Source organism: Emticicia aquatilis, from assembly GCF_014644295.1.
GTDB classification, from domain to species: domain Bacteria; phylum Bacteroidota; class Bacteroidia; order Cytophagales; family Spirosomataceae; genus Emticicia; species Emticicia aquatilis.
The window spans coordinates 1-13,062 of record NZ_BMKK01000019.1 but is presented as its reverse complement, the minus strand read 5'-3'; the positions used below and the strand labels follow the sequence as shown (position 1 = coordinate 13,062).

At 36.8% G+C, this 13,062-nt stretch carries 15 protein-coding genes; 6 read left to right on the top strand and 9 right to left on the bottom strand.

The window, feature by feature from the left end; all coding sequences use genetic code 11:
- Positions 1-65: 65 nt before the first annotated feature.
- Complete coding sequence (locus IEX65_RS26610) at positions 66-1,772, top strand: PHP domain-containing protein (protein WP_188771285.1); 1,707 nt, start codon at positions 66-68, stop codon at positions 1,770-1,772.
- Between the two features lie 61 nt (positions 1,773-1,833).
- Here the strand turns inward: IEX65_RS26610 and IEX65_RS26605 are convergent, their stop codons facing one another.
- The 4 genes from IEX65_RS26605 to IEX65_RS26590 form a co-directional block, all read right to left on the bottom strand.
- The gene (locus IEX65_RS26605; protein ID WP_188771217.1) at positions 1,834-2,439 is read right to left on the bottom strand and encodes a TerD family protein; all 606 of its coding nucleotides are present in this window, start codon (positions 2,437-2,439) and stop codon (positions 1,834-1,836) included.
- 12 nt (positions 2,440-2,451) lie between these two features.
- Positions 2,452-3,009: a TerD family protein gene (locus tag IEX65_RS26600; protein WP_188771215.1), complete on the bottom strand. Its 558-nt coding sequence runs from the start codon at positions 3,007-3,009 to the stop codon at positions 2,452-2,454.
- 5 nt (positions 3,010-3,014) lie between these two features.
- Complete coding sequence (locus IEX65_RS26595) at positions 3,015-3,812, bottom strand: PspA/IM30 family protein (RefSeq protein WP_188771213.1); 798 nt, start codon at positions 3,810-3,812, stop codon at positions 3,015-3,017.
- A 203-nt stretch (positions 3,813-4,015) separates the two neighbouring features.
- The gene (locus tag IEX65_RS26590; protein WP_188771211.1) at positions 4,016-4,543 is read right to left on the bottom strand and encodes a peroxiredoxin family protein; all 528 of its coding nucleotides are present in this window, start codon (positions 4,541-4,543) and stop codon (positions 4,016-4,018) included.
- Between the two features lie 39 nt (positions 4,544-4,582).
- Here IEX65_RS26590 and IEX65_RS26585 point away from each other — a divergent pair, with 39 nt between their 5' ends.
- From IEX65_RS26585 to IEX65_RS26575, 3 genes are all read left to right on the top strand, one after another.
- Positions 4,583-5,029 carry a hypothetical protein gene (locus IEX65_RS26585; RefSeq protein WP_188771207.1) on the top strand — a complete coding sequence of 149 codons (447 nt, stop codon included), beginning with the start codon at positions 4,583-4,585 and terminating at the stop codon, positions 5,027-5,029.
- A 104-nt stretch (positions 5,030-5,133) separates the two neighbouring features.
- Positions 5,134-5,352 (top strand): DUF8507 family protein, encoded by a 219-nt coding sequence (locus IEX65_RS26580; RefSeq protein ID WP_510185809.1) that lies wholly within the window; start codon positions 5,134-5,136, stop codon positions 5,350-5,352.
- Positions 5,352-5,759 carry a putative toxin-antitoxin system toxin component, PIN family gene (locus IEX65_RS26575; RefSeq protein ID WP_188771203.1) on the top strand — a complete coding sequence of 136 codons (408 nt, stop codon included), beginning with the start codon at positions 5,352-5,354 and terminating at the stop codon, positions 5,757-5,759. The genes IEX65_RS26580 and IEX65_RS26575 overlap by 1 nt, the downstream gene beginning before the upstream one ends.
- 5 nt (positions 5,760-5,764) lie before the next feature.
- Here IEX65_RS26575 and IEX65_RS26570 read toward each other — a convergent pair whose 3' ends face one another.
- Genes IEX65_RS26570 through IEX65_RS26560 form a run of 3 tightly spaced genes read right to left on the bottom strand, consistent with a single transcriptional unit; the run spans position 5,765 to position 8,891 of the window.
- A complete protein-coding gene (locus IEX65_RS26570) occupies positions 5,765-7,156 on the bottom strand; it encodes a TlpA family protein disulfide reductase (protein ID WP_188771201.1) in 1,392 nt (463 codons plus the stop codon).
- Between the two features lie 11 nt (positions 7,157-7,167).
- Positions 7,168-8,265: a hypothetical protein gene (locus IEX65_RS26565; RefSeq protein WP_188771199.1), complete on the bottom strand. Its 1,098-nt coding sequence runs from the start codon at positions 8,263-8,265 to the stop codon at positions 7,168-7,170.
- Complete coding sequence (locus IEX65_RS26560; protein WP_188771197.1) at positions 8,262-8,891, bottom strand: ABC transporter ATP-binding protein; 630 nt, start codon at positions 8,889-8,891, stop codon at positions 8,262-8,264. Before IEX65_RS26560 ends, IEX65_RS26565 begins: the two co-directional genes overlap by 4 nt.
- Before the next feature lie 523 nt (positions 8,892-9,414).
- Here IEX65_RS26560 and IEX65_RS26555 point away from each other — a divergent pair.
- On the top strand, positions 9,415-9,852 hold the full coding sequence (locus tag IEX65_RS26555; protein WP_188771195.1) for a hypothetical protein: 438 nt from the start codon (positions 9,415-9,417) through the stop codon (positions 9,850-9,852).
- 52 nt (positions 9,853-9,904) lie between these two features.
- Positions 9,905-10,309 (top strand): hypothetical protein, encoded by a 405-nt coding sequence (locus IEX65_RS26550; protein ID WP_188771193.1) that lies wholly within the window; start codon positions 9,905-9,907, stop codon positions 10,307-10,309.
- Between the two features lie 95 nt (positions 10,310-10,404).
- Here IEX65_RS26550 and IEX65_RS26545 read toward each other — a convergent pair whose 3' ends face one another.
- Complete coding sequence (locus IEX65_RS26545; RefSeq protein WP_188771283.1) at positions 10,405-11,199, bottom strand: thymidylate synthase; 795 nt, start codon at positions 11,197-11,199, stop codon at positions 10,405-10,407.
- A gap of 123 nt (positions 11,200-11,322) precedes the next feature.
- Positions 11,323-13,062, bottom strand: a 1,740-nt coding sequence (locus IEX65_RS26540; protein ID WP_229250923.1) for a 3-coathanger stack domain-containing protein, incomplete at its 5' end; no start/stop codon positions are given.

Here is a 13,062-nt window from a genome sequence, read left to right as displayed (position 1 = left end):
TCTTCAAGTCGTTTTATTTGACCCGAATTTGCCGTAATTTGCACAAAAATTAAGAAAAAACTATGATGTCTAACTCTGATATTGTTGATACTATCGAACTCACTGCAAAACTACTCGAACTCCACAACGAAGACGAGTTTAGAATAAAAACATATACTAATGCCGCCTATAATTTGGATAAGTATGTAGGCGAATTATCGCAGCTTGATTTTACGCAACTGACTCAAATTCAAGGAGTTGGAAAAATGATGGCGGGTAAAATTTTAGAAATGGTTAGTACAGGTCAGCTCAGAGACTTACAGGATTTACTGACCAAAACTCCCGAAGGTGTTATCGAAATGTTTAAGATTAAAGGCTTGGGAGCAAAGAAAATCAAAGTTTTGTGGAATGAATTGGGCATTGACAACCTCAACGAATTGCAGATTGCTTGCGAAAACGGCAGTATATCGAAAGTAAAAGGTTTTGGTGGAAAAACGCAAGAATCGATTCTTGAATCGTTGAAGTTTATTCAAAGTCAAGCAGGAAAGCTGAGAATGGATAAGGCCGCTATTCTGGCAGAAATCATTTTGGAAGAACTCAAGAAAAGTTTCAATAAAGTAGAAATTTCGGGGCAAATCCGCCGAAAATCAGAAACCGTTGATACATTGACTTTTCTGGCAACTTATACCGATTCTTTACCCGATTTCACGGCCGAAGGTTTTATAAAAGATGAGAAAACTTCTTCTCCGTTTGTGTGGCGTGGGAAGTTTTTGGAAAATAAGATTAATGTTGAAATTCGTTATGTTGCTGAGAATGAATTACTTAACAAACAGTTTGTTTATACAGCCAACGAAAACCATCTGAAACACCGTAACGAAAGTGGCGTTTCACTGCTCAGTGTAGGACTTTCCACAAGTCTGACCGATGGTCTGACTCAAGAATCGGCCGAAACTGCCATTTATGAAAAATTCGGAGTGCCGTACATCATTCCAGAAATGCGTGAGGGCGTGAATGAGTTTGATTGGATAAAGAAAAACAAGAACGAAGATTTAGTAACGTGGGATAGCCTAAAAGGTATTCTGCACAATCACTCTACTTACTCAGATGGTCAACATTCACTCGAACAAATGGCCACTTATTGCAAGGAATTAGGTTTCGAATATTTGGGTATTGCCGACCACTCGCAGTCTGCCACCTATGCCAGTGGTTTGTTGATTACGAAAGTACAACAGCAACACGCCGAAATTGAACAGTTGAATAAAAAGTTATCGGTTGACCGCCCATTCAAGATTTTGAAAGGAATCGAATCTGATATTTTGGGTGATGGCTTGTTGGATTATCCTGATGAAGTTTTGGCGAGTTTTGATTATATCGTTGCATCGGTTCACTCGAACCTTACGATGAATCAAGCTCGTGCAACTGAGCGTTTGGTACGTGCTATCGAAAATCCTTATACGACAATTTTGGGGCATCCAACGGGTCGTTTATTACTTTCTCGACAGGGCTACCCAATTGATTATAAGGAAGTTATTGATTGTTGTGCTGCCAACGGAGTAGTAATAGAAATTAATGCCAGTCCGTACAGACTTGACCTCGATTGGCGTTGGATTGAATATGCCCTTGACCGAAACGTAATGCTAAGTATCAATCCCGATGCTCATGAAATGCAAGGCTACCACGATATGCACTACGGTGTGGCAGCTGCCCGAAAAGGCGGTTTAACCAAAAATATGACCTTCAATGCTTTGAGTTTGGTTGAAATAGAAGAATATTTAGGAAGAAGGAAAAAATAGAAATATAGAGACGTTGAGACGCAGAGCCGTTGCATGCAACGGCTCTACTCTTTATACAACCTTAGGCATAACTGTGTTTTATCAATCTGATGGTTTCGGCAATGTCTTTGGCTGAAACTGGTTCTCCCAGTGCCGTAAATTCCCAACGTGTGCCTACACGTTTGAGTTTCGCCATCAGCATCGAAACGTAGCCTTGATAAGAGTCCTCCGTTGATAAATTGAAAGATGCAAAAATTTGTTGCGGGTTGTGGTGCTTGCCCTCAATGATTCTGATTTTTGCGTACGGAATGGTAGCAAAATCTTGCTGTTTGTATGAATTTAGGTAGAAATAAATACTATCTACATCATTTGAAATTCGCTCAAGATTAATACTAATCACTTCATTGTCTTTATTATCTGCCGACGAATCGCCGATTCGGTCATCACCGCTGTGTCTGATTGTTCCATCTTTCGATTTTAGATTTCCATAATAAACCGTTTCGATTTCGTTCATAAATTTATCGAAAAGCGTCACACTTCCATCTAAATCAACGGCTTCTTGAGTATTCAGTAACCCAAAGAAGCTTTTTTGTTTGATACTTCCCCAGTCGAGGCCAACGGTTATTTCTTTTAGCTCGATTCCATTTTTTTCGAGCGATATTCTTGCGTTTTTTGTTAGATTTATCATTGTGTAAATTTTTTAAGCATACATATCAACCAAACCCTGCAATTCCGCAATCGAGCCTTGCGAGTTGGCCGAAAAATGCCATTCATTACCCGACCTTCTGACCTGTGCAAAGACAACGGCGTTATCAAAGGCATGCGAAATATCTAAATCGTATTTGGTGATTTCTTTTTTAGAATCAACATCAACGATGCGAATGTAGGCGTCTTTGAGTAAGCCAAAATTATGACCACGGTTGACGGCATCATGAATCGAAACACAAATAGCCAGCTCCTGAGCGTTTGGTGAAATAGTTTCGAGGTTTGCCAAAATGATTTCATCGTCATCTTCGGCTGCACCTGTGCGATTATCTCCAGTATGTTGAATAGCTCCATCGGGAGATTTTAGGTTATTATAAAACACAAAATAATCATCGGCAATGAGTTTTTGATTGCCACTTAAAATGAAGACCGAAGCATCAAGGTCGATATTCATGTTTGTTTTTTCCCAACCCAAACCAATCATTACTTTGTTGAGTTTGGTCATTTCTTTGCTGAGGTTAATCGAACCTCCCTTTTTTAAGTTAATAGACATAGCTTTTACTGTTTGAAAAATTCGTTTAATAATTTATTTAAGTCTTGTTTTTGTTCGATTTGCGGTGTTTTCGACTGCATTTCTTTAAACTTTACTTCGATTGTCTCTAAATTGAGTGGCTTTTCGGTTATAGATTTTTGTTCCAGTTGTGCTTTTAATTGCTCAAAATCTGACTGAACATTTAGCTCCGTTTCGATTTCTCGGAACTCTCGATTCAGATTGTTTTTTGCTGAATTCATTGTCGAAATACTCTCAGCTTCGGCTGATAAATGATTGATTCTATCTTCATACTTTTCGAGATTAGCCAATGCACTTGCATTAAGTCCACCGAGCGATTCCGCAATTTGTTTTTGTGCTTTGGCGGTTTCGGCTCGTGCAGCATAAATCTTCTGCTTGGTGGTAGTTTCTTCGAGTTTTAGCTTAAACTCATCTAATTGAGCATTGAGTTGCTCAACCATTTTTTGTGAATTTTTGGCCAAAAGTCCATATTCAACCTCCTTTTTCTCGGCCAATGTTTTTTGTGTCAGTGCTTTTTTTGCTAAATCTTCATTACCGTTTTGCATAGCCAAAGCTGCTTTCTGATACCACGAAATAGCTTCGAGTTTAAATTGTTCATGGTCTTTTTGTAACTTTTTCTGATTGGCCATCGTTACGGCCACAGCTTTCGATAATTTGACGATTGAGGCTTCTAACTCAGCTACAGCCAATTGCATCATTTGCACTGGGTCTTCGATAGAATCGAGTGCCGAATGTGCTTGTGCTTTACTGATATTTAAGATTCTTTTGAGGATAGATGTCCACATAATTTGTTGCGTTTTGTTGCATCAAATGTATGGGAGTTTTGAATGACCGACCAAGTGAGAAATTGATGATTGGGTAAAAATAAGGATGACCCAAGGAAACAATAGTGAGGAACTTTTTTTAGATTTTACAAAAATCAGGTTTGTAGGAACACAGCCAGCAAAGATAAGGGTAGTTGAAAAAAAGAGTAGGTTATCTTAAAGTTCTATTTCTTCAATAATTGCAACATCTCATATTCAATATCATCGGCTGATTGGGGAGAACCGCCGAGTTTTATGTGTCGAATAATACCATTTTTGTCAATAATTAGGTTTGTTGGGAAACCCAAAGCCCCATAAATACCTTGCGTGATTTCGCCCGCATCGGCCATGTGAAAGAAATTAAGCGGCATTTTCTTTAAGTATTCTTGTAATTGTTCTTTAGAATCGAGAGCCAGCGAGAGTAGCACAATTTGGTCTGCTTTGTGTTGTTTTTCGAGTCTGTTTTTTAGATTCTGTAAGCCAGGGTATTCGATTCTGCAACCAGAGCAGTTAATGAACCAACAATTCATTAAGACAACTTTTCCTTTGAGGTCGGATAAGAAAAACTCTTTTCCGCTAATATCTTTATACTTAAAATCGGGTGCAGGTTTGCCAATCCATTTTACTTTATAGGCTTCGTAAGGGTTTTCTTCTTGAGCGAAAGTTTTGAATGATAGTAGGCTGAGTAGGAATAAAATAAGGTATTTTGACATTATTAAATTTATTATTTTTGATAAAAACAAAGCTAATATATGGTAAAAGTATTGTCTATTCAAAATTTCACTGATTCGGTAAGTAGTTTACTTCATTTGAAAGATATTGACAAACGTGCTTTGGTAAATCCTGATGTAATTTTTTCTACTATCCCAGAAAATGATTTTATCATTACTCAAATTCCAGATTGGGAAAGTTTTGAGTTTGGAATAGACTCTTGGGATGAAAATAACTTTTTTGATTTGATGTTCCAAAACATAAAGGATACTCAAATATTATTGCTTACAGATGAAGGCCTAAAAAGACAAATGAGTTTTGCTTTCAACATCAATCATTTTAATGAATTTGTGAGATGGTACGAGGGAGAGTTTGACTGTGCATTTATGCAACCATCTGACTATATTGTTATTATCAATGATTGTGTGAAAGTTTTACATCACGGAGGAGTCATAATAGAGACGTTAAACAAAAAAGCAACGTCATAATTATTAAAGAGGCTAATTCTTAATGATAGAATGATTGTTATTTAAATGTCATATATAAAGATAAAATAAATTTACATATATTTGATTTATAAAACTAATGTACCATGAGTGTTTCTGCCCAAAGTTTAAATGATGTTCAGTTGAATCTATTGAAGCTGTTTAGTAGGAAAATGTCTGAAACTGAACAAGCTGAAATCAATGAAATACTTTTGAAGTATTATGATAATTTGCTTCAAAAAGAAGTACAACATGCCATTAATCATAAAGGATACACAAAAGAAGACTTTGAAAATGTGTTGAATAATAGCCAACGTACTAAATAATGCGGGTAGTTATTGATACAAATTGCTTGATTGCCTCTATCCCAGCTAATGGTGACTATTTTTGGCTTTACTTGGCGTTCAGAAATAAGGAATTTACTTGGGTTGTCAGTACTGAAATTTTGCAAGAGTATGAAGAAAAACTAAGCGAATTTTATAGCCCAGAAACCGCAGATGTAGTCCTAAAAATTCTACTTACCTCGCCAAATACTGAATTAGCTGTTCCATATTTTCGTTTAGGGTTGATTATCAATGACCCAGACGATAATAAATTTTCTGACCTTGCTATTTCTACCAATGCTCATTATTTAGTTTCTAACGATAAACATTTTGACGTTTTCAAGAAAATAGATTTCCCTCCTTTAAACGTGGTAAAGTTGAATGAATTTAAGCAGATTCTTAATAAGTAGGTGATTTACTTCCTCTGTAAAACCTCCTCAATTTGTCTGATTAATTCTTGACCTTCGTCATTGCTGGGGTCGCTTACTTGAGAAACTGCGAAGTTTCCTTTTTTATCAATTAAATAGTAGGCGGGAATGCCCGTAACGCCGTAGTTTTTAGTAATCGTGCTATTTTCATCAGCTCTGAGGTTGATTCCTTTCACATCGTACATTTTTATCGCTTCACGCCATTCTGCATCACTATCGAGTGAAATTTGAATGAAAACTACCTCATCTTGAAATTTTGCTTTTACGATTTCCATAAATTTCATGTCATAAATACACGGCCCGCACCAACTTGCCCAAAAATCGAGATAGACTGTCTTACCAAGAAAATCTTTGAGCGAAACTTCTTTACCATCAATATCTTTTAGCTTGAATGGTTTGGCGGGCGAGCCTTTGGCAAGCGTTTTGGAGAAACTCACCTTTTTAGAAAGATAATTTTTGTAGTCTCGGCTCGTAGCCGTTGCCAGAAAATCATCGACCATTGCCTGTATTTTTGGCGTAATATTTTCAGCCTCAATCATGTTTTTGAGTTTGAAGGCCGTAACTCTTTCTATCAATTGAAAAGAAAAATAAGTACGAGAATACGATGATTTGATGAGGTTAATTTCTTCAAGTTCGGTCAAATCTTTACGTTTTCTGACCGCTGATTTTGCCACAAACAAATCCATGAGGTTCTGAAACATATTGCCGTATTCGAGCGAATGTGCCTGCACAGAGTCGGGGAGTTCTTCTATTTTTAACGAACTCTTTACTTTTTCTTCTGTCCAAGAACCGTACTTGCTTCCCGACAAAAAATTTACTTTGTAGTTTTGCAGCGTACCAATAATATCGGCCTTCCGAGATTGAATGAAGTTGTCGGAAAGATAAGGGGTTTTCTCCAAAAACTCTATTTGTGCCTGTTGTTCATTGTCCAAAAAATCAAAATATTGTTCTTGCGGGGCTTTGCTGAGGGCATCAGCTTCTTTCTCAAAATCTCGTTTTTCTTCAAATTTTTCTCGTTGCTTTACGTAATAGTTGAGTTTATCCGACCCCATTCCCGTAAATTTCAACGACGGCCAAAAGTTTTTTGGAGTAAACTTCATCGAAATGTCATCTTCTGGCTCGATAATCCAATAATGAAAACCTTGGTCGGCGTAATAAAAATCAATGTAGGCTACATGATTGAGGCTTGTGCTAAAACTAAACTGGTTTTTATCGTTGAGTTTGATTTCGTATTCTTCTTCGTCGCCAACCCAGTCTCGGTAAAGCGTAATTAGAACTTTTCTTTCAGTAGGGTTTTGTACTTCGCCTGAGAGTTTGAATACCCCTTGAGCTGAACAAAAATTTGATAAAAGAGCAAACAGAAAAAAGAAGCGAATCATAGCTATTTGATTTATGAAGACTGGCTTTCGTAATAGTTTTTGTGGAAAACGAAAATAGCCAGTGAGAAATTGACTAATGCCATCAAAATTACTGGAATTTTGAACATTATCAATAGTAAGAACAGAATTCCTGCAAAAAACAACCGCTGTAAGTAAGCGTCGTTTGATACATTATCGATATACTGCGTATGATGGTTGAGAAATATCATCGAAAGAATAAAAATAATGAGTTGCAAAGCAAAAAGATAACTCACGCCATCGGGTAGGTTACGCAGCAAAACAATCAATTCGGGAATAAGTAGCAAAGAATAGGTGAGTAAGTAACCCAAAATTCGCTGTTGTGTACTTAGTGGCAGATTACGACTCAATGACAAAAACTGGTTTTCGTAATAGAAAAACTGTTGACAAAAAACGGTGTGTCCTGCCGCTGCAAAGAGTCCACCAAGAGCCAAAAGGCGTTCGTCATAAGTGTCAGTAGGGTAGAGGCCACATACGCCAATGAGCATGAAGCACGTAAAAAGTTTACTTAATAATAATAGTACTGGCTGTTTGGCAAATAAATATCTGATAAAAAAAAGATAAGATGGAGTTTTAAAGCGACTGAGTAAATTTTGAATAGGTTTTGGAGAAGCTCGAACAACATTTGGGTGCTTGAGGCGATATTCGTAAACGATGATTCCTACTAATATAAATATGATATTAAAGCAAATAATGCTTAGTGTGGCTAAGAATTGCTTTTCTTCAATACCGATTTTTATCATCCATAGCGAATACAGAAAAGTTAGTTGAATAAGATTGAATTGCATCAAACCTAAAGCCAGATAGCGTTTGGGTGCTGAAAATAGCCTGATATTATAAAGAAATTCGTTGGATTTAGCCTCAAACATTCTGAGAGCGAAAAGCATGACTTTGGCGGTATGTAAAGCCCAAACCAAGAATGTTAGAGCGAGCATCGAAGGTAGTTTTAACACCAATTTGATAATAGTGATATGCTCGCTTGAACGCAGGAAACCAAAAGTAAACATCATTACGGCAAATATGAATACCGCATTTTGGCGATAATATTCTTTCGTAATCGTCAGACTGAGTATGCGAGAAATGGTCTTCATAATTGCGTAATGGTTTGATTTTGAACCAAATACATATTCTTGATAGCCAATTTCTCAAATCGGAAGTCTTGATGCGAAGAAAGCAGGAAACTAACTCCTTGTTTTTCGGCATATTCTTTTACGAGTTCATAGACAATTTGCACTGAGCGGTTATCAATCGTAATGAGGGGTTCATCGAGCATGATTAAGCTGGGTTTTCCGAGAAATGAACTCAATAATGAGATTTTTTTGAGCATTCCACTCGAATAAGTGCCGATGGCCGATTTCCAGTAAACATCTACTCCCAAAACTTCGGTGAGTTGTTTGAGTTGCGAAGCGTCGGCTTTTTTTGCTTCAGCAATGAAAGTTAATAAATCGTATCCCGACAAATAATCGGGGTAGAGCGGGTCTGCTTCGCTCATGTTTACTTGCATTCGGTAGTCAACTGCATCTTTTCGGATGTCGAGATTATTCCATGAAATTTCGCCATCGAAAGGAATAATTCCTGCTACCGAACGAAAGAAAGTTGATTTTCCTGACCCGTTGATACCCTTGAACCAATGAATTCCTTCGGGGATTTCTAAGTTTTCAACCGCAACTATTGTGTGGTTATTATAGCTTTTTGAAAAGTTTTTTACCTTAAGCATTTTAACGATTGACGATTTTTTCAACGACGATTTACGATTTTTTTTAAATTTCTACATAAGTATTTACATAAACGGTATCGCCATCACAATTTTCTAAATTGTGATGGCGGGATACAATTTAGAAAATTGTTCTACAATATTATTTATTAAAATATTTTAAAAATATAGTTCTACATAATCTTTGAAAAAGAATATTTGGCAAAAATGAGTAAAAACGGTCAAAAAATCGGTTTTTGTACTATTATAAGGAAGTATTGCAAACTGACTCAAAAAAGTGATATTTTGACTGCTATTTAGTCTATTAATTTAATAGGATTATTCAAATTTTCTCTTGAAGTATTCCGAAAAACGTTGTAATATTCTAATATTCTGCTATAATTTTAAAACAACTTTCAGAAATTAACGATTTCTTAATTGACTTGTGTTCAAATACTTACATACATTTGTAACACAAAGGTTTTCGACGGAGATAAATAATTGATATGACTTTTTTTAGTTTTAACTTTTTAAAAATCTTACTCCAATGAAAACACAGACAAAGAAAATTATGAAGAAATCTGCATTAGTATTGGCCCTTGCCGCAGCGATTGTCTCGGTAACAGCCACAGAAGGAATGGCACAAGCGAAATCTGCTTCAGGAACGCCTGCCGCAGGAAAAACAAGTTCAACGGCTACAGTTACAAATTTGAGCGTTCAAGACATGGGGAGTCTTCGCTTTAAGTTAGCTTTTGAAAACCCTTTGCGACAAAAAACGAAAATATATTTACTCGATAAAGAAAACAATGTACTTTTCGATGAGTACACATACGGTAATACTCAATACGTTAGAGCTTTTAACCTTTCTAACTTGACTGACGGTGAATATAGTTTCGTAGTAGAAACAGGTAAAGAAAAATTGAAAAAAGATTTCGCTATCACAACCAAAACTCTTAGAGGAGTTTCTTTAGCGAGCAACAATTAATTTTTCAAAATTCACATTTTTATTAACAAACAGACTTTAAACAATTAAGACAATGAACAAGAACACTAAAAATATCATCAAGGCATTAGCAGTAGTATTCACATTAGCAACTGCTACAACAGAAGGAATGGCTCAAACGAAAGCAGCTGGTAAAGTTGCATCGACTGAAAAAAGCACATTGAGCGTACAAGACTTAGGAAATTTACGTTTCAAATTAGCTTTTGAAAACCCTTCAAAACAAAAAACTAAAATCTCTTTGGTTGACAAAGAAAATAACTTGTTTTTCTACGATTATCCATCAAACGATACTCAATATGTAAAAGCATTTGATTTGTCGAACTTGGTTGATGGCGAATATACTTTCGTAGTAGAATTAGGTACTGAGAAATTGAAAAAAGATTTTGTAATCACTACTCAATCTTTACGTGGAATTGCTTTGGCAGGTGACCGTAAATAATATGGAGAGTTGTCAGCAAAACCCAGACAAACTTCGTCAACACTAAAAACCTTTGTAAATATTAGAGCCGCTGCATTTGCAACGGCTCTAATTTATTATATAGCTACTGGGGCTTTTATAGCTGGATATGGGTCGTAGTCTGAGAGAGTAAAATCTTCAAATTTAAAATCAAAAATGCTTTTTACTTCTGGGTTTAAAGTCATTTTTGGTAGTTTACGTGGTTCACGAGAAAGTTGTTTTTCTACTTGCTCCAAATGGTTTAGATAAATGTGAGTGTCACCACCTGTCCAAATAAACTCATGTGCTTCGAGGCCGCATTCTTGAGCAACCATCATCGTGAAAAGTGCATAAGACGCAATATTGAACGGAACCCCCAAAAATACATCAGCACTGCGTTGGTATAATTGGCAAGAAAGCTTATTATCAGCCACATAGAACTGGAAAAACGCATGGCAAGGCATCAATGCCATTTGCGATAATTCGCCCACATTCCAAGCAGAAACGATGATTCGGCGTGAATCTGGCGATTTTTTTAGTTGATTTAACACATCTTTCAATTGGTCAATCACTTGGCCATTTGGAGCTTCCCAACTACGCCATTGTTTGCCATAAACTGGCCCTAAATCACCGTTTTCGTCGGCCCATTCGTCCCAAATCGAAACGCCATTTTCTTTCAAATAAGCAATATTTGTTTCTCCTTTAATAAACCAAAGTAGCTCATGAATGATAGATTTGGTGTGTACTTTTTTGGTCGTAACGAGCGGAAAACCCTCTTGCAGATTGAACCGCATTTGGTAACCGAATACACTAATAGTACCCGTACCTGTTCGGTCAGTTTTTTTTGTGCCGTTTTCGAGAATATGCTTTAATAAATCGTGGTATTGCTTCATTTTATCGTAATAATCTTGGAGTTTTTTTGCAAAGATAATAGATAAAGATGCTTTTTCCATGCAAAAAACAAAACCCTTCAAATCTTTATGAAATGAAGGGTTTTTGTTTTATTCCTCAAAAAGTTAATTATCACAACTTTTTATCTCTGCCTTGAAAACAGTACCCGCATTTGCTTCAAAACCAGCATTCAGAATGATTGCTTTACCTGCTTGGTAAGTTACGCTTGCAGGTGAAATTACTTTGTTACTGGCATTAATGCTCGCAACTGCTTGTTTGATTTTAGAATCTGTCAAGTTATTTGTAGGGCTTACCAAATTATAGCTATAAGGATGAATCGTAACTTGGCTTATCGCTGGATTACTCACTACTACCTGATTTGAGGATGATATTCTTATCAAATACTTAGTTCCTTCGAGTGTACTTTGTGGAATTGCACAACTCAGAGTGCCAACACCGTTGGTTGTTCCTATCAAGACTGGAGTAGCAAAACTACCCGAAGAATCAGATAACTCTACTCGAAATTCATTACCGATATTGAATGTTCCAGAAATGTTAAAACTTACATCAACAGAACTACCTGCACAAATGGCAGTTTTTGAAAGTGTTGGAGCATTGATAGTTGCTAAATTACCCACAACAGTAAATCTTATAACTTTTGGTCCGTATGTAATACCTCCTCCTTTATTGTCTTGAGCGTAGCCCGTTATAGTCAAGGTATAATTACCCGGTTTGAAGTGTCTCCCCCAAATATCTGTACCTATATTATCAAACAACGCATTAGGGGATACATTTTGGAGGATATTCCAATTCAGTTCTGGTCCTTGTATATTCATCTCAAAACTCTCAATAGTTACCGACGAACATAATGAAGGTGTAACCAAAACCGAAACCTGTTCTGGAATTTGGTTGATAGTCATACCATCAGTCAGATTGAACAATGGTAGGTGTGGATTTCCTGCTTTTACATACCAATAATCAACTATTCGATTTAGGTCGCATGGGTCAACGCCACTGACCACAACATTTGTCGTTGCTACTGTCGAACAACCATTTACTCCTACTACAGTGAGGGTATAAATACCTCCATTAGCTGAAAGAATATTTGTTATAATTGGTGTGCTTAGTGTACTACTGAAATTATTTGGGCCAGTCCAACTGTAAGTTCCACCTCCATTCCCAATTAAGCTAATACTTTGCCCAACAGTGTAAGGTCCAGTATTGATGGCAGTAATATTTGGTAGTGCTTTGATTTCTAAACTCGTAGCCGAACTTGGGTTAGATTCGCAGCCGTTCAGAACACATTTAGCTGAAATGGAATACGTCCCGACTGCCGAAATTGTCAAACTTGTGCTTGCTGAATTATTCGACCAAAGAATAGTTCCAATGGTACAATTGGCTGTTAAAGTCAGCGTATTTGGCGAGCAAACTACCGTATTAGTTGGTGGTGTAATAGTCGGCACTGTTGGTTTATCTTTGATTTCTAAACTCGTAGCCGAACTTAGGTCAGATTCACAGCCGTTCAAAACACATTTAGCTGAAATGGAATATGTCCCGACTGCCGAAATTGTCAAACTTGTGCTTGTTGAATTATTCGACCAAAGAATAGTTCCAGTGGTACAATTGGCTGTTAAAGTCAGCGAATTTGGCGAGCAAACTACCGTATTAGTTGGTGGTGTAATAGTCGGCACTGTTGGTTTATCTTTGATTTCTAAACTCGTAGCCGAACTTGGGTCAGATTCACAGCCGTTCAGAACACATTTAGCTGAAATTGAATATGTCCCGACTGCCGAAATTGTCAAACTTGTGCTTGTTGAATTATTCGACCAAAGAATAGTGCCAGTAGAGCAATTGGCTGTCAAAGT